This window comes from Rhodoplanes tepidamans (assembly GCF_030813915.1).
GTDB classification, from domain to species: domain Bacteria; phylum Pseudomonadota; class Alphaproteobacteria; order Rhizobiales; family Xanthobacteraceae; genus Rhodoplanes; species Rhodoplanes tepidamans.
This window is the reverse complement of the sequence record NZ_JAUSUJ010000001.1, coordinates 19,005-34,967: the sequence shown is the minus strand read 5'-3', so window position 1 is coordinate 34,967 and position 15,963 is coordinate 19,005. Positions and strand designations below refer to the sequence as shown.

Genomic DNA, 15,963 nt, shown 5'->3' with positions numbered 1-15,963 from the left:
CGTGGCGTGGAGGCCGTGACATGCGTCGTCGATCGCGGTCGCGCCGAGGCGCGATGCGGTCGGCGCCGTCGACCCGTCCGCATCGGACACGACACACCGAACACCAAACGAAGGACCATCGTCATGAGTACACACACGCTCCCGCCCATCGCGCTGCGCCCCGACGACCGCATTCGGCTGGAGCAGCTCGCCCACGCCAACCTGTCCCGCGTTCCCGAGACGGCCGACTATCTGGCGCGCGAGGTGGAGCGGGCGCAGGCGCTGCCGCCCGGCGACTCCGGGGGGGACCACGTCGCGATGAACTCGTGGGTGACGTTCCGGGACGAGACCACGGGGCGCACGCGCCGCGTGATGCTGGTCTATCCGGAGCAGGCCGACGTCTCGGCCGGCCGCATCTCGGTGCTGACGCCGATCGGCGCGGCGCTGGTCGGGCTGTCGAAGGGCCAGTCGATCGACTGGACGACGCCGTCCGGCGAGGAGCGCGCCCTGACGGTGCTGTCGGTCGGCGACGAAGCGATCGACGCCACCGCGCCCGAGCCGGAGACCACCGGCACCGCCGCGTGACGGCGCGCCCCTCCCCTAGCCCATCGCACTGATCAGGATGCGGGTCGCGGTCATCAGCAGGAACAGGCCGAAGGCGATCTCCAGCGTCCGGCGCGACAGGCGATGGGCGACGACGGCGCCGAAGCGCGCCGTCCAGGTGGAGACCGGTGCCATCAGCACGAAGCCGACCAGCGACACGTAGCCGATGGACAGCGGCGGCAGCTCGCCCATGTGCGGGATGCCGGCCAGCATGTAGCCGATCGTGCCGGTGACGGCGATCGGCACGCCGAGCCCGGCCGAGGTCGCGACCGCGGCGTGGATCGGCGTGCCGTAGAAGGTCAGCATCATGGTCGCCATGGCACCGCCGCCGACCCCCATCAGGGCCGACAGGAGGCCGATGACGGCCGCGACGGCCCGCATCGCCCACCGCCCCGGCAGGGTCGGCGCGATGACGAAGCGGTTGCCGAGAAACAGCATCTTGCACGCGGTGAGCCCGGCCGTGCAGCCGAACACGATCTTGAACAGCGCCGACGGCGCGACCAGCGCGAGCGCCGAGCCCGCCACCACGCCGAGCACCACCGGCACGGTCCACAGCCGCACCACGTCCTGCATGGCGGCGCCGACGATCCGATGGCTGCGGTAGGAGCGCCAGGCCGTCGGCACGATGACGGCCAGCGAGGTGCCGATGCAGAGCTGGAATCGCACGTCGTCGGGCACCCCGACGAGGCGGAAGATCTCGAACAGCACCGGCACCAGCACGGCGCCGCCGCCGATGCCGAACAGGCCGGCGAGGAGCCCGGTCACGACGCCGCCGGCCGTGATGGCCAAGGCGAGCATCGCGAGCTCGCCGGCCGGCACGGCCGTCACCGGGCGTCTCTCCGGCCCGGCGGGCGACGGCGCGCGGCGGCGCTCACCTCAGGTCACCGCGCTGTAAAGGATGCGGGCCGCGGTGAGGATCAGGAACAGGCCGAAGGCGACCTCCAGCGTCCGGCGCGAGGTGCGGTGGGCGATCAGCGCGCCGAACTTCGCCGTATAGGTCGAGATCGGCGCCATCAGCACGAAGCCCACGACCGACACGAAGCCGATGGACAGCGGCGGCAGGTCGCCCATGTGCGGAATGCCGGCCAGCATGTAGCCGATCGTGCCGGTGACGGCGATCGGCACGCCGAGACCGGCCGAGGTTGCGACCGCATTGTGGATCGGCCTCTTGTAGAGGGTCAGCAGCATGGTCGCCATGGCGCCGCCGCCGACCCCCATCATGGCCGAGAGAAGCCCGATGGCGGCGCCATAGATCCGCATCGCGACGGGGCCGGGCAGCTCCTCGGCGAGGAAGACGCGATCGCCCAGGAACAGCATCTTGATCGCGATGGTGGTCTGGATGACGGCGAAGACGGTCTTGAACAGCTCGCCCGGAGCGACCACGGCGAGGGCGGAGCCGACGACGACGCCGATGATCACCGGCACGGTCCACAGCTTCACCACGTCCTGCAGGGCCATGCCCTTGGCCTTGTGGGTCTTGTACGAGCGGAACGCGGTCGGCACGATGATGGCGAGCGAGGTGCCGATGCAGAGCTGCATGCGCACCTCGTCGTCCACGCCGATGAGACGGAAGATCTCGAACAGCACCGGCACCAGCACGGCGCCGCCGCCGATGCCGAACAGGCCGGCCAGGATCCCCGTCACCACGCCACCGCCCGCGATGGCCAAGGCCAGCACCACGAGCTCGCCAACCGGCACGTCCAACATGCAGCAAATCTCCGTTCAGCGACCGTGTGTCGCAGAGTTTCGGCCATCCGCCAAGCCGCCTGTTGCGCGACTGGCCGGCCGATTCCGCATGCGTGGGTTGACGTTGCGGGCGATACGGCCCGGCGGACGACGGTTCAGGCCGCGGCGTCGTCCGCCGCGGCGGAACCCGGCCGCCGCACCAGGGCGAGCGCCTCGGTGAAGACGTCGAGCCCGGCACCGGGCTTCACGGCCCGGGTCGCCAGGTGGCGCCGATAGGCGCGCGCGCCCGGCACGCCGTGGAACAGGCCGAGCATGTGGCGGACCATGGCATAGAGCCGCTCGCCGGCGGCGAGCTCGCGGGCCATGTAAGGAATGAATCCTTCGATCGCTTCGTGCACCGTGGTGGCCGGTGCCGGCTCGCCGAACAGCAGCGGATCGACCGCCAGAAGCCGCCACGGCTCCTGATAGGCGGCCCGGCCGATCATCACGCCATCGACGTGCTTCAGGTGCTCGGCGGCGGACTCGATGGAGGCGATGCCTCCGTTGATCGACACCGGCACGGCCGGCAGCCGCGCCTTCAGCCGGTACACCCGCCCGTAGTCGAGCGGCGGCACGTCGCGGTTTTCGCGCGGGGAGAGCCCCTGGAGCCAAGCCTTGCGGGCGTGGACGATCAGTGCGTCGGCGCCGGCCGCCACCACGGCATCGGCGAGCATGTCGAGCGCTGCTTCCGGATCCTGGTCGTCGATGCCGATGCGGCACTTCACCGTCACCGGGACGGCGACCGCCGCCGTCATGGCCGCCACGCAATCGCCGACGAGCGCCGGCTCGGCCATCAGGCAGGCGCCGAACCGTCCCTCCTGCACCCGGTCGGACGGGCATCCGACATTGAGGTTCACCTCGTCGTAGCCCATGTCGGCGCAGATGCGGGCCGCCTCGGCGAGCGCCGCCGGATCGCTGCCGCCGAGCTGCACCGCGACCGGATGCTCGCACGCGTCGAAGCGCAGGATGCGGGCGCGGTCGCCGCGCAGCACGGCCCCGGTCGTCACCATCTCGGTGTAGAGCCGCGCCCGCCGCGACAACGCCCGATGGAACGCCCGGCAATGCCGGTCGGTCCAGTCCATCATCGGGGCGACGGACAATCTATGTACTTGATGCAGCGTCATTTATGTCCGGTCGTTCGGCACGCGGAGCCGTCGCCTGCCCAGCGTCGGACGCGGGCGGCGGCACGCCATCTCGCGCCAGGACGAAACGTTCTTTCCCGGGCCCGATCCCTCGCCCCACACGACGCGCAGAGCTCTCGGCAACCGTCACGAGAGGCGTCGAAGTCCGACGAAAGAAGCCGCATGTCAACGGGAGATTCCGGCGACGGGCAGGCGCCGGAGGCTCCGGGTCGAGATCCCTCCGGTGCCTCCTGTCGATCCCTCGCCGGGCCGCGCCGTCGGCGTCGGGCCCGGTGAAGGCCGGCGCACCGTTCCGCTGCCGCCGCGCCCGCTCCGGTCCGCCACCGGACCGACGTCGGCCGCAGACTCGAACTCGTCGGCCCCGCAGACGAACAAGACGCGGGCCACGCCGTTGTTCTCGCGAACACCGGGGCCAGCGAAGCCGCTTGGGAAAGCGGGGACCCGCTGGCTGCCGCGATGTCGTGCGGATCGAATGCTCGGATCTCTCCGTCCATGGCCCTCACAGTCGTGATCACAGGCGCGGGCGCCGGCGTCGGCCGGGCGACCGCGGTGGAGTTCGCCCGCCGAGGCGCCCACGTGGCCTTGCTGGCGCGCGGACGGGAGCGGCTCGACGCCGCGGCCCGCGAGGTACGGGCGCATGGCGTCGAAGCGCTCGCGATTCCCGTGGACGTCGCCGACGCTGCGGCCGTCGACGAAGCCGCCGCGCGGGTCGAGCGCGAGCTCGGTGCGATCGACGTGTGGGTGAACGTCGCGATGGCGACCGTGTTCGCACCGGTGCACGCCATCGCGCCGGACGAGTTCCGCCGCGTCACCGAGGTGACCTATCTCGGCCAGGTGTACGGCACCATGGCGGCGCTGAAGCGCATGCGGCCGCGCGACCGCGGCACCATCGTGCAGGTCGGTTCGGCGCTGAGCTATCGGGCGATCCCGCTGCAGTCCGCCTATTGCGGGGCGAAGTTCGCCATCCGCGGCTTCACCGACGCGCTGCGCAGCGAGCTTCTGCACGACAAGAGCCGCGTCCGCCTGACCATGGTGCAGCTTCCGGCCGTCAACACGCCGCAGTTCGACTGGGCCCGCAACAAGATGCCGAGACGGGCGCAGCCGGTGCCGCCGATCTATCAGCCCGAGGCGATCGCCCGCGAGATCGTGCGGGCCGCCGACAGGGCCCCGCGCGAGCTGTGGATCGGATACCCGGCCCTCAAGGCGATCATCGGCACCCTGCTGTTGCCCCGGGTCGCCGACCGCATGCTCGCCGAGGACGCCTATGGCGGGCAGATGACGCAGGAGCCGAGCGACCCGCATCGCCCCGACAATCTGTTCACCCCGGTGCCGGGCGATCCCGGCGCACACGGCCGCTTCGATCGCCGCGCGCATCCCCGCGTCATCGGCTTCGACCCGGCCCTGCTGCGCGCCGGCGCGCTGCTCGGTCTTCTCGGAGCCCTCGCCGGCGCCTTCGCGCTGGGCCACATCGAAGCGCGCGCGACGGCCCGGTCCGCCGCGCGCCGCACGCTCTCCCCGCCTCTGCGTCGTCCGACGCATCGTTGAGAGGACTTTCCAGCATGGCCAGGACCGTCGGCGACTTCTTCTGGGAGCGGATGGGCGAGTGGGACGTCAAGACGATCTTCGGCTACCCTGGTGACGGCATCAACGGCCTGCTCGGCGCGCTCGACCGTGCCGGCGACCGCTTCGAGTTCGTCCAGGTGCGGCACGAGGAGATGGCCGCCTTCATGGCCTCGGCCTATGCCAAGTTCTCCGGCCGGCTCGGCGTCTGTCTCGCCACCTCCGGCCCGGGCGCCTCGCATCTCCTCACCGGCCTCTACGACGCCAAGCTCGACCACATGCCGGTGCTCGCCATCGCGGGACAGCAGGCACGTGCCTCGCTCGGCGGCCACTATCAGCAGGAGCTCGACCTGCAGAGCATGTTCAAGGACGTCGCCTCGGCGTTCGTGCAGCAGGCCTCGGTCCCGGCCCAGACCCGCCACCTGGTCGACCGCGCGATCCGCACCGCGCTCGGCGAGCGCGCCGTCACCGCGATCGTGTTCCCCAACGACCTGCAGGAGCTCGACTACGAGGAGCCGCCGCGCAAGCACGGCACCGTGCATTCCGGCGTCGGCTACACCAGGCCCAAGGTCGTACCCTACGAGGCGGACCTGCGCCGCGCCGCCGACGTGCTGAACGCCGGCGACAAGGTGGCGATCCTGGTCGGCGCCGGCGCGCTGCACGCGACCGACGCGGTGATCGCGGTCGCCGACCGGCTCAACGCCGGCGCCGCCAAGGCGCTGCTCGGCAAGGCGGCGCTGCCCGACGACCTGCCCTGGGTCACCGGCTCGATCGGGCTCCTCGGCACCAAGGCGTCGTGGGATCTGATGACCGAGTGCGACACGCTCCTGATGATCGGCTCCGGGTTTCCCTATTCGGAGTTCCTGCCGAAGGAGGGGGCCGCCCGTGGCGTCCAGATCGACATCGAGCCGGGCATGTTGAGCCTGCGCTATCCGATGGAGGTCAATCTGGTCGGCGATTCCGCCGAGACGCTGCAGGCGCTGCTGCCGCTCCTGAAGCAGAAGTCCTCGACCACGGCGTGGCGCAAGCGCGTCGAGGCGAATGTCGCCGACTGGTGGAAGACCGCCGAGGATCGCGCCATGGTGTCGGCGCACCCGATCAACCCGCAGCGCGTCGCCTGGGAGCTGTCGTCGCGGCTGCCCGACCGCGCCATCGTCACCTCGGACTCCGGCAGCTGCGCCAACTGGTACGCCCGCGACGTGAAAATCCGCCGCGGCATGATGTGCTCGCTGTCCGGCGGCCTCGCCTCGATGGGCGCCGCGGTGCCCTATGCGATCGCCGCCAAGTTCGCCCATCCGGACCGGCCGGTGATCGCGCTGATCGGCGACGGCGCCATGCAGATGAACAACATGGCCGAGCTCATCACCGTCGCGAAGTATCGTGACCGCTGGCCGAACAAGACCTTCGTGGTGTGCGTGTTCAACAACGAGGATCTGAACCAGGTCACCTGGGAGCAGCGGGTGATGGAGGGGAATCCGCGCTACGACGCCTCGCAGCTCATCCCCGACGTCCCGTATCACCGCTTTGCCGAGCTGATCGGCCTGAAGGGAATTTTCGTCGACGATCCCGCCCGCCTCGGCTCGGCGTGGGACGAGGCGCTGGCCTCGTCCGTGCCGGTGGTGCTGAACGTCAAGACCGATCCCGAGGTGCCGCCGCTGCCCTCGCACATCTCGCTGCAGCAGGCGAAGAACTTCACGTCCATGCTGGCCAAGGTCGATCCCGCCGAGGTTCACCTGATCGCCGACACGGCCCGCCAGGTGCTCAGTTCCGTGCTCCCGTCCGGCGGCGACAAGAAATGACGGACGCCGCCGCGACGGCCCGCCTCCCGAGGTCCGGGCCCGTATCGCATCGGCCCGGACCAGGGGTCAGGAGGCCGCTGCACCGGACCGCGGCTCCGCCACCTTCTCGGGCCCGACCGAGGCGAGGTGCTCGCGCATGAAGGCGGCCGCCTCGGCGCGGCGGCCGGCGAGCAGCAGGTCCGCCAGCGCCACGTGCTCGCGGCAACGCACGACGGCGCGGTCGCGGTCGAGGGTGCGACGGTACTCGATCAGCCGGCGCAGGCGGTCGACGCGGCGCAGGCTGTCGATGAAGAAGGTGTTGCGGCTGCAGGCGATGACGGTCTCGTGGAAGCGGCTGTTGAGGTCGAACAGCGTGGCGTTGGAGACCCGCCTGATGTCGCCGTCGACCAGGCGCTGCTGCGCGGCCCGGCACGCCGCGATCGCCGCGCGATCGAGCACGAAGCCGGGCTCGAGGATCGCGGCCGGCTCGATGACGAGGCGGAACCGGTAGCTGTCCGCATAGGCCTGCAGCGACGTGAGCACCGGCAGGAACGCCCAGCCGTGGCCGGGCAGCCGCTCGATCCAGCCCTCGGCGGCGATGCGGCGCAGGATCGCGCCCAGCCGGGCCCGCGTCAGCCCGTAGCGGCGCATCAGCGCGGTCTCGCTCACCCGCTCGGGCAGCAGGCCGTCGAGCCGGTCGGCCGCGATCTGCAGATACGGCCCTTCGTCGTCCGGCTCGGCGGGCGGCAGCAGCGACGCCGCGGCGTCCGGCGCCAGCACCACGAAGCCCCCGCCCGGCGCACCGCCCACCACGCCCTCCTGCGCGAGGATGCGCAGCGCCCGCCGCACCGGCGAGCGCGACACCCGCAGCTGCTCGGCGAGCCTGCGTTCCACCAGCCGGGCGCCGGCGGCGGCTCCGCCGTTCCGGATGAGGTCGCCGATCCGGGCGGCGAGGATCTCGGGCAAGGGAGCGGGCATCGCGGGCGCATCCATCGGTCGGGCCGACGACGACACCAGGGTCGCGGCGGAATGGTACTTCGTGATTGCAAAGTACCATAACCGCCGATAGGCTGCCCGCAACAACCAGAACACGTTTCCGGGAAGAGCCCATGACGACAGGTGACGACGGCCGTCCGGCCGCGCGCCCGAGGACCGACGGAGCCGCCGTGCCGCCCGGCCCGGTCGACGGCGCGATCGTCGATTGCCACGTCCATGTCTTCGATCCCGGATTTCCGTTCGCGGCGGACCGCACCTACACGCCCGGGCCGGCGACCGTCGCTGACCTGCGCGCCTTTCTGGCCGGGCTCGGCGTCGCCCGGGCCGTGCTGGTGCAGCCGAGCGTCTACGGCGACGACAATGCCTGCCTGGTCGCGGCCCTCGCCGCGCTCGGGCCGGCGGTCGCCCGCGGCATCGCCGTGATCGATCCGGCGACCGTCCCGGACGACGCGCTGACGGCTCTCGCCCGCGCCGGCGTGGTCGGCGTCAGGGTGAACCTGCACACGCGCGGCCAGGACGGCATCCAGGACCGCGGCCGGGCCGCGGTCGCGGCCGTCGCGGAAACGATCGGGCGCGTCGCGCCGCTCGGCTTCGCCGTGCAGCTCTTCGTCGATCTCGCCCTCGTGCCGGCACTCGCCGACACCATCGCGGCCGCGCCGGTGCCCGTGGTGCTCGACCACTTCGCCGGGGCCCGCGCCGCCGCGGGCCCCGGGCAGCCCGGCCTGGACGTGCTGCTCGACCTCCTCGCCGCCGGACGGGTCTGGATCAAGCTCTCGGGCGTCTACCGGGCCGGCCGCGAGGCGCCCGACTATCCGGACCTCGCGCCCCTCGCCCGCCGGCTGATCGCCGCCAACCCGGATCGGCTGGTGTGGGCCTCCGATTGGCCCCACACCGGCGGCGGCGCCGAGCGGGCCGGCCGCGCCGCGACCGACATCGAGCCGTTCCGCACCGTCGACGACCACAGAGCCCTCGCAGTGCTCGCCGAGTGGGCGGGCGACGCCACGACCACCAAGAAAATCCTGGTCGACAACCCGACCCGCCTCTTCCGCTTCTGACAGCGGCCCCTCCACGGATGGCGGGCCGCCCCCGCACGCCCGCGCGCCACAGAACGTCAAGAAGAGAGGAACCACCCATGCGCCGCTCGTTCCCGGACTCCGGCCCGTCCTTCCGCTCCGGCATCGCCGCGCTCGGCCTCGCCGTGCTGGCCGGCACGGCCATCCTCGGCACCGCCGCCACCGGCGCAGCCGCGGCCGACCCGTTCCCGTCCCGCACCGTCACGCTGATCGTCGGCTACGCGGCGGGCGGCACCGGCGACGTGGTGGCGCGCCTGATCGCGGCGAAGCTCGCGCCACGGCTCGGCCAGACCGTCGTGGTCGAGAACCGGCCGGGCGGCTCGGGCGGCATCGCGGCCCAGGCGGTCGCCCGCGCCACCCCGGACGGCCACACCGTGCTGGTCGGCCAGAGCGCCGAGATCGCCATCAATCCGCACCTCCTCAAGAATGTCGGCTACGATCCCGACACCGAGCTGATGCCGGTCGCGCTCGGCACCGACGTGGCGCTCGCGCTGGCGATCCCGCCGAAGGCCCCCTACGCCACGCTGGACGACCTCCTGAAGACCGCCAGGTCGAAGCCGAACGGGCTGTCCTTCGCCTCGGCCGGCGCCGGCACGCCCGGCCACTTCGCCGGCGAGCTCCTGAAGTCGCGCACCAAGACGCCGCTGGTCCACGTGCCGTACAAGGGCGCCGGGCCGGCCCTCAACGATCTGCTCGGCGGCCATGTCGATCTCTACTTCTCGGGCTTCCCGGCCGTGATGCCGCACGTCAAGTCGGGGTCCCTCAAGGTGCTCGGCGTGTCGTCGAAGCGGCGCGCCACCGGCGCGCCCGACGTGCCGACCGTCGCCGAGCTCACCGGCATCAAGGAGTTCGACATCACGCTGTGGCAGGGCTTCTTCGTGCCGCGCGGCACCCCCAGGGAGGTGGTCGAGAAGCTCAACGGCGAGATCAACGCGATCCTGTCGGAGCCCGACGTGAAGAAGACCCTGGTGGACGCCGGCGCCGAGGTGAACCCGATGTCGGTCGCCGAGTTCACGGCCTTCGTGAAGCAGCAGAGCGACGCCTATCGGGCCCTCGTCAAGGAGACCGGCGTCGCCGTCGACTAGGCGCGCGACGCCGCCGCGCCGGCGCGATCCGGCGCGGCCGACACCCTGTAACGACGACCACGCGGAAAAAGACGATCACGATGGACATTCTGGTTCTGCCCGGAGACGGCATCGGCCCCGAGATCACGGCGGCGACCCTGAAGGTGCTCGAGGCCGCCGACCGGGCGCTCGCGCTCGACCTGCGCTTCGAGAGCCGCGACATCGGCTTCGCGGCCCTGAAGGCGCACGGCACCACGCTGCCGCAGGCCGTGATCGACCGGGTGGCGCAGGCCGACGGCGTGATCCTCGGGCCGGTGTCGCATCTCGACTATCCGCCGCGGGCCGAGGGCGGGATCAACCCGTCCGGCGCGCTGCGGGTGACGTTCGAGCTCTACGCCAACATCCGGCCGTCGCGCTCGCGGCCCGAGCTGACGCTCCTGCGGAGGCCGATGGATCTCGTCATCGTGCGCGAGAACACCGAAGGCTTCTACGCCGACCGCAACATGTTCGCCGGCGGCGGCGAGTTCATGCCGGAGCCCGACCTCTGCCTGTCGGTCCGCAAGGTGACGGCGAAGGGCTCGGCGCGCGTCGCCCGCGCCGCCTTCTCGCTCGCCCGCGGACGCCGCCGCAAGGTGACGGCCGTGCACAAGGCCAACGTGCTGAAGATGGGCGACGGGCTGTTCCTGCGCGAGGTCCGCAAGGTGGCGCAGGAGTTCCCCGACGTCGCCCTCGACGAGGTCATCGTCGACGCCGCGGCGGCGCTGTTGGTGCGCTCGCCCGACCGCTTCGACGTGATCGTCACCACCAACATGTTCGGCGACATCCTGTCGGACGAGGCGGCCGAGCTGTCCGGCAGCCTCGGCCTCGCCGGCTCGATCAACGCCGGCGACACCGCCTGCGTCGCCCAGGCGCAGCACGGCTCGGCCCCCGACATCGCCGGCCAGGGCATCGCCAATCCGACCTCGCTGATCCTCTCGGCCGCCATGCTGCTCGACTGGCGCGGCCGGCGCGACGGACATGCGCGGCTGTGCGAGGCGGCCGAGCGCATCGAGCAGGCGACCGAGGCGGCGCTGGCGAACCCGGCGACCCGCACCCGCGACCTCGGCGGCACGCTCGGCACCGACGGCTTCGCCGAGGCCGTGGTCGCGGCCCTGCACACCGGCGGGGCGAGCGCCGCGACCTAGGCATCGGAGCTGCGCTCGCGTCAGGGCGGATACTGCCCCGGCGGCGTACAGGTGACGCTGTTGGACGTGACACCGGGCACGAGATCGTGCTGTCCTCGGGTCCAGGCACGAGCCCGGTCAATCCCAACAGCGACGAGTTCTGACCTGACAAGGCGACCCGACGGATGGCGCGGCAACCCATTGCGGGAATTTCTTGCGCGACACTACCCAAGGAAGCAATATGCTTGGGTTGTGGAGGGACGCCGCGTGCAAGACAGCCTGGTAAAGAAAGTTTCGCAATACACTTGGTGGCATTCGATCGATCTTGGCCAGAACATCGTCACTCCGGGGTCCAAGACACTCGAGTTCCATAAACGAGAGGCATCCGCACTCTTTGACCGGGTGGACCTCGTCGGCCGGTCGGTGCTGGATATCGGCGCCTGGAACGGCTTCTACAGCTTTGAGGCCAAACGTCGCGGCGCGGCTCGTGTCGTAGCGACGGACTCGTACTGCTGGCAGCACACCGAACTGAGAGGACGCGAGACTTTCGAACTGGCTCGGTCGGTGCTCGGTTACGATGTCGAAGCCCGGCAGATCGATTCCGCCGAAATCCTGCCGGAAACGATCGGCCTCTTTGATATCGTTCTCTTCCTCGGTGTCTTCTACCATCGGCTGGATGCTGTCGATGCGTTGGAAAAGGCAGCGTCGGTGGCAACCGGTCTGTTGATCGTAGAGACGCATCTCGACATGCTCGATTCGGACCGGCCCGCCATGGTGTTTTATCCAGGACAGGAGATCGGGCGCGACGCGACCAATTGGTGGGGCCCCAATGTGGCGTGCGTCGTGGCACTACTTCGTCACTTCGGTTTTGCCGAAATCGAAGTGACACGGATGCCCATACGGCAGCGTGCAGTCTTTCATGCCTGGAGGACAAAGGCGTTTCAAACCCGTCCGCTCGACGAGCGCGAGCGCTGGAAGCCCCTTACGGTTTACGATCGAGTACGCCGAGAACTGCGGCGGCCGTTCGGCAAGCTGGCAGCTCTCATCCCTCGCTGGCGCAAGCCATGACCTCGTTTACGGCTCCGCGGTGAAATCTGGATCGTGGGCGGCTCGTGTGGGCCACCCGAGGCGTCCAGGGGGGACGGCCTCACCTGTTGTACACCGGCACCGGACCGCGGAACTCCTCCCAGACCGCGTCGCAGGCCGCGACCGTGTCGGGCGACAGCGGGCCCTCGCGGCAGGCGACGAGGTTCTGCTCGAGCTGGTCGAGGCGCGAGGCGCCGAGGATCAGGCCGTCGGCAGGCGTGTGATGCAGCACCCAGCCGAGGGCGAGGCTGACCAGCGAGCGGCCCGCCTCCGCGGCGATCGCCTTCAGGCGCGCGACGGCCTCGAACGTGCGCGGGTGCCAGTAGCGGTCGGCATAGAGCGACTTGCCCCAGAAGGCCGGGTCGAAGCGGCCGCCCGGCGTGACGCTCGCCGCGTCGTGCTTGCCGGTGAGAAGGCCGCCGGCGAGCGGATTGTAGACGAAGCTCGACACGCCGAGCCGCTTCGCCATCGGCAGGTACTCCTGCTCGATCCCGCGCGCCACCAGCGAGTACATGGGCTGCGACACGGCCGGCGGCCGCCAGCCGTTCTTCTCGGCGATCCAGAACATCTCGCAGACCTGCCAGGCCGCGTAGTTCGAGGTGGCGGCGAAGCGCACCTTGCCGGCCTTCACCAGGTCCTGCATCGCCGCGAGGCTCTCCTCGATCGGCACCGCGGGGTCGGGCTGGTGCAGGTAGTAGAGATCGACCCAGTCGGTGCCGAGCCGCTTCAGGCTCTCGTCGATCTGGCGCAGGATCGCGGCGCGCGACAGCCCCTGCTGGTCGGCGGCGTCGCCCATCCTGTGCTGCACCTTGGTCGCCAGCACCACGTCCTTGCGCCGCGCCCCGAGCGCCTTGCCCAGCATCGTCTCGGCCCCGCCGAGCTGATAGGCGTTGGCGGTGTCGAAGAAGTCGATCCCCTCCTCCAGGCAGCGCGCGACCATGCGGTCGGCGGTCGGCTGATCGACCGGCTTGCCGAACGTCATGGTGCCGAAGCAGAGCCGCGAGACGGTGAGGTCGGTGTGGGGCAGCGTGCGGTGGTCCATCGCAAAGCCTTTCCGAATGCCGCCCTTCCTTGCCGCCGCCGCGACCGAAGCGCAACTGCGCCCGTCGCAGGCGAGGTCCGCGTCACGCCCGCGTGAGATCGCCGCCCCGGTGCACGGGAACAGAGGCGGCGAAGCACCGTTGCCGTTGCGTCGGCCGCCGATGAGGCGGCGGCGGGGTCCGCCGACGAGGCGGCCCGCGCGACGATCGACGCGACAGCAGCAGGAGATGCACGTGGCCCGATCCGATTCGCCGGCTGTCCGGGCCGGCCTCCTCGCCCTGCTCGGGGCCGCTGCGGCCGGGCTCGCGGCCTGCGGCGACAGTGCCCAGGTGCCGTACGAGGAGACGGTCGGGGCGAGCCCGACCCTGCCGCCGCCCAACCCGTCGCTGATCCCCACCATCGACATCGCACCGGCGAACCGCTGGGCCGCCGACGCCAAGCCGACCGCCGCGGCCGGCCTCGCCGTGACGGCGCTCGCCCGCGACCTCGACCATCCGCGCTCGCTCCTCATGCTGCCGAACGGCGACGTGCTGGTCGCCGAGACCAACGCGCCCGAGAAGGAGGGCTCCGGCGGCATCCGCGGCTTCGTCATGAATCAGGTGATGAAGCGCGCCGGCGCCCGGGTGCCGAGCGCCGACCGCATCACGCTCCTGCGCGACACCGACGGCGACGGCACCGCCGACCTGCGCAGCACCTTCCTGGAGAACCTGCACTCCCCGTTCGGCATGACGCTGGTCGGCGACACGCTCTACGTCGCCAACACCGACGCCGTGGTGAAGGTCCCCTATCAGGAAGGCCAGACCCGCATCGACGCACCGCCCGAGAAGGTGGCGGACCTGCCGGCCGGCCCGATCAACCACCACTGGACCAAGGGCCTCGCCGCGAGCCCGGACGGATCGAAGCTCTACGCCTCGGTCGGCTCCAACAGCAACGTCGCCGAGAACGGCATGGAGAACGAGACGAACCGCGCCGCGATCCTGGAGATCGATCCGGCGACCGGCCAGTCGCGGCTCTACGCCTCCGGCCTGCGCAACCCCGTCGACATCGCCTTCCAGCCGGGGACCGGTCAGCTCTGGGCCGTGGTCAACGAGCGCGACGAGATCGGCAGCGATCTGGTGCCCGATTATCTGACCTCGGTGCGCGACGGCGCCTTCTACGGCTGGCCCTACAGCTACTGGGGCCAGCACGTGGACACCCGGGTGGAGCCGCAGCGCCCCGACATGGTCGCCAAGGCGGTGAAGCCGGACTACGCGCTCGGCAACCACGTGGCGCCGCTCGGCCTCGCCTTCGCGACCGGCACGACGCTGCCGGAGCAGTTCCGCGACGGCGTCTTCGTCGGGCTGCACGGGTCGTGGAACCGCAAGCCGCCGAGCGGCTACAAGGTGGTCTTCGTGCCGTTCCGGAACGGCGCCCCGAGCGGCATGCCGGTCGACGTGCTGACCGGATTCCTGGCCGAGAACGGCGAGGCGAACGGCCGCCCGGTCGGCGTCGCCGTCGCCCGCGACGGCGCCCTCCTGGTCGCCGACGACGTCGGCAACACCGTCTGGCGCGTCGCCCCGCCGGCGGCACGGACCAGCGGGGGGTGAGCCCCTGCGCGCGTCGACGGAAGCCGCAGCGCCATGCCGGCCGCCGCAGCCCTGGCGTGCGGCGCGGCGGCTTGGCGCACCGGCGGCGGGCGCGGTAGACAGGCGCCCTGGTCGTCCCGCCTCGCAGAGTCCCGCCGTGCCCACCTCCCTCTCCGCCGTCCCGACCACGCTCCTTCCCTCCGGCGAAGCCGTCCCGGTGCTCGGGCTCGGCACCTGGGGGATGGGCGAGAACCTGCGTCCGCCCGAGAAGGAGGCCGCCGCGCTGAGGCTCGGCCTCGATCTCGGAATGACCCTGATCGATACCGCGGAGATGTATGCCGACGGCGGCGCCGAGGAGATCGTCGGCCGCGCGATCGCCGGCCGGCGCGACGCGGTGTTTCTGGTCGACAAGGTGCTGCCGAGCAACGCGTCGCGGCGCGGCACGATCGCGGCCTGCGAGGCGAGCCTGAAGCGCCTCGCGACCGACCGCATCGATCTCTACCTCCTGCACTGGCGCGGCGGCGTGCCGTTCGCCGAGACGCTGGAGGCCTTCGCGGCCCTGCAGAAGGCCGGCAAGATCCGTCACTGGGGCGTCAGCAATCTCGACACCGACGACATGGAGGAGCTGGTGGCGCTGCCGGGGGGCGGCGCGGTCGCGACGAACCAGGTGCTCTACAATCCCACCCGCCGCGGCATCGAATACGATCTCCTGCCCTGGTGCGAGGCGCGCCGGATTCCGGTCATGGCCTATTCGCCGATCGAGCAGGGCCGGGTCCTGAAGCACCGGGTGCTCACCGGCATCGCGAGCCGGCACGCCGCGACGCCGGCCCAGGTGGCGCTCGCCTTCGCCCTGCGGCGCCCCGGCATCGTCGCCATCCCGCGCTCCGGCAACGAGAAGCACGTCCGCGAGAATCGCGGCGCGCTGGACCTGAAGCTCGAGGCCGAGGACTGGGCCGCGCTCGACCGCGCCTTCCCGCCACCGGTTCGCAAGACGGCCCTGCAGATGCTGTGATAAATCGTCCCGGCGACCGCACTGCGGCACGTTCATGCCGCAATTCGCGGCGACAGCTGCGCGGGGCGGCCGCCACACCCGGGCCGTGGCGGCGTCGTCTCATCCGAGGTCCCAACGGCGCAGTCACGATCGGGTGGCGGCGGCCGCCGTGAAATCCCGACCGCGATCGGCTATCC

General features: G+C 71.3%; 14 protein-coding genes. 9 read left to right on the top strand and 5 right to left on the bottom strand.

Annotated elements, in window-relative coordinates; genetic code table 11:
* The first annotated feature begins 123 nt into the window (after nt 1–123).
* Entirely contained in the window at nt 124–564 is a 441-nt protein-coding gene (gene rnk, locus J2S22_RS00145; protein ID WP_272776267.1) for a nucleoside diphosphate kinase regulator, read from the top strand.
* A gap of 15 nt (nt 565–579) precedes the next feature.
* Here rnk and J2S22_RS00140 read toward each other — a convergent pair whose 3' ends face one another.
* The 3 genes from J2S22_RS00140 to dusA all read right to left on the bottom strand — a co-directional run bounded on the left by J2S22_RS00140 (nt 580) and on the right by dusA (nt 3,431).
* Complete coding sequence (locus J2S22_RS00140) at nt 580–1,410, bottom strand: sulfite exporter TauE/SafE family protein (protein WP_272776268.1); 831 nt, start codon at nt 1,408–1,410, stop codon at nt 580–582.
* Between the two features lie 48 nt (nt 1,411–1,458).
* Entirely contained in the window at nt 1,459–2,289 is an 831-nt protein-coding gene (locus J2S22_RS00135) for a sulfite exporter TauE/SafE family protein (RefSeq protein WP_272776269.1), read from the bottom strand.
* 134 nt (nt 2,290–2,423) lie between these two features.
* Nucleotides 2,424–3,431: a tRNA dihydrouridine(20/20a) synthase DusA gene (gene dusA, locus J2S22_RS00130; protein ID WP_272776270.1), complete on the bottom strand. Its 1,008-nt coding sequence runs from the start codon at nt 3,429–3,431 to the stop codon at nt 2,424–2,426.
* Nucleotides 3,432–3,941: 510 nt separating this feature from the next.
* On the opposite strand from dusA, the gene J2S22_RS00125 reads away from it, so the two are divergent.
* On the top strand, nt 3,942–4,994 hold the full coding sequence (locus tag J2S22_RS00125; RefSeq protein ID WP_272776271.1) for an SDR family oxidoreductase: 1,053 nt from the start codon (nt 3,942–3,944) through the stop codon (nt 4,992–4,994).
* Nucleotides 4,995–5,008: 14 nt separating this feature from the next.
* The gene (locus J2S22_RS00120; protein WP_272776272.1) at nt 5,009–6,808 is read left to right on the top strand and encodes a thiamine pyrophosphate-requiring protein; all 1,800 of its coding nucleotides are present in this window, start codon (nt 5,009–5,011) and stop codon (nt 6,806–6,808) included.
* Between the two features lie 66 nt (nt 6,809–6,874).
* On the opposite strand, the gene J2S22_RS00115 is transcribed toward J2S22_RS00120, so the two are convergent.
* Complete coding sequence (locus tag J2S22_RS00115) at nt 6,875–7,765, bottom strand: GntR family transcriptional regulator (RefSeq protein WP_272776273.1); 891 nt, start codon at nt 7,763–7,765, stop codon at nt 6,875–6,877.
* 131 nt (nt 7,766–7,896) lie between these two features.
* Here J2S22_RS00115 and J2S22_RS00110 point away from each other — a divergent pair, with 131 nt between their 5' ends.
* The 4 genes from J2S22_RS00110 to J2S22_RS00095 all read left to right on the top strand — a co-directional run bounded on the left by J2S22_RS00110 (nt 7,897) and on the right by J2S22_RS00095 (nt 12,151).
* Nucleotides 7,897–8,838, top strand: coding sequence for an amidohydrolase family protein (locus J2S22_RS00110; RefSeq protein ID WP_272776274.1), 942 nt, complete (start codon nt 7,897–7,899; stop codon nt 8,836–8,838).
* 77 nt (nt 8,839–8,915) lie between these two features.
* Entirely contained in the window at nt 8,916–9,941 is a 1,026-nt protein-coding gene (locus J2S22_RS00105) for a Bug family tripartite tricarboxylate transporter substrate binding protein (protein WP_272776275.1), read from the top strand.
* Between the two features lie 80 nt (nt 9,942–10,021).
* A complete protein-coding gene (locus J2S22_RS00100) occupies nt 10,022–11,104 on the top strand; it encodes an isocitrate/isopropylmalate dehydrogenase family protein (RefSeq protein WP_272776276.1) in 1,083 nt (360 codons plus the stop codon).
* Between the two features lie 246 nt (nt 11,105–11,350).
* Nucleotides 11,351–12,151, top strand: coding sequence for a class I SAM-dependent methyltransferase (locus J2S22_RS00095; protein WP_272776277.1), 801 nt, complete (start codon nt 11,351–11,353; stop codon nt 12,149–12,151).
* 79 nt (nt 12,152–12,230) lie between these two features.
* Here the strand turns inward: J2S22_RS00095 and J2S22_RS00090 are convergent, their stop codons facing one another.
* On the bottom strand, nt 12,231–13,211 hold the full coding sequence (locus tag J2S22_RS00090) for an aldo/keto reductase (protein ID WP_272776278.1): 981 nt from the start codon (nt 13,209–13,211) through the stop codon (nt 12,231–12,233).
* 226 nt (nt 13,212–13,437) lie between these two features.
* Between J2S22_RS00090 and J2S22_RS00085 the strand changes: the two genes are divergently transcribed.
* A complete protein-coding gene (locus tag J2S22_RS00085) occupies nt 13,438–14,796 on the top strand; it encodes a PQQ-dependent sugar dehydrogenase (RefSeq protein WP_370878155.1) in 1,359 nt (452 codons plus the stop codon).
* A 136-nt stretch (nt 14,797–14,932) separates the two neighbouring features.
* Nucleotides 14,933–15,787, top strand: a complete 855-nt coding sequence (locus tag J2S22_RS00080; protein ID WP_272776280.1) for an aldo/keto reductase — start codon at nt 14,933–14,935, stop codon at nt 15,785–15,787.
* The last annotated feature ends 176 nt before the right edge of the window (nt 15,788–15,963 follow it).

Bases quoted from the DNA above. Each gene is read 5' to 3' on its own strand.
- rnk (WP_272776267.1), top strand. From the start codon at position 124: ATGAGTACACACACGCTCCCGCCCATCGCGCTGCGCCCCGACGACCGC.
- J2S22_RS00135 (WP_272776269.1), bottom strand. From the start codon at position 2,289: ATGTTGGACGTGCCGGTTGGCGAGCTCGTGGTGCTGGCCTTGGCCATC.
- dusA (WP_272776270.1), bottom strand. From the start codon at position 3,431: ATGACGCTGCATCAAGTACATAGATTGTCCGTCGCCCCGATGATGGAC.
- J2S22_RS00125 (WP_272776271.1), top strand. From the start codon at position 3,942: ATGGCCCTCACAGTCGTGATCACAGGCGCGGGCGCCGGCGTCGGCCGG.
- J2S22_RS00120 (WP_272776272.1), top strand. From the start codon at position 5,009: ATGGCCAGGACCGTCGGCGACTTCTTCTGGGAGCGGATGGGCGAGTGG.
- J2S22_RS00115 (WP_272776273.1), bottom strand. From the start codon at position 7,765: ATGCCCGCTCCCTTGCCCGAGATCCTCGCCGCCCGGATCGGCGACCTC.
- J2S22_RS00110 (WP_272776274.1), top strand. From the start codon at position 7,897: ATGACGACAGGTGACGACGGCCGTCCGGCCGCGCGCCCGAGGACCGAC.
- J2S22_RS00105 (WP_272776275.1), top strand. From the start codon at position 8,916: ATGCGCCGCTCGTTCCCGGACTCCGGCCCGTCCTTCCGCTCCGGCATC.
- J2S22_RS00100 (WP_272776276.1), top strand. From the start codon at position 10,022: ATGGACATTCTGGTTCTGCCCGGAGACGGCATCGGCCCCGAGATCACG.
- J2S22_RS00090 (WP_272776278.1), bottom strand. From the start codon at position 13,211: ATGGACCACCGCACGCTGCCCCACACCGACCTCACCGTCTCGCGGCTC.
- J2S22_RS00085 (WP_370878155.1), top strand. From the start codon at position 13,438: ATGCACGTGGCCCGATCCGATTCGCCGGCTGTCCGGGCCGGCCTCCTC.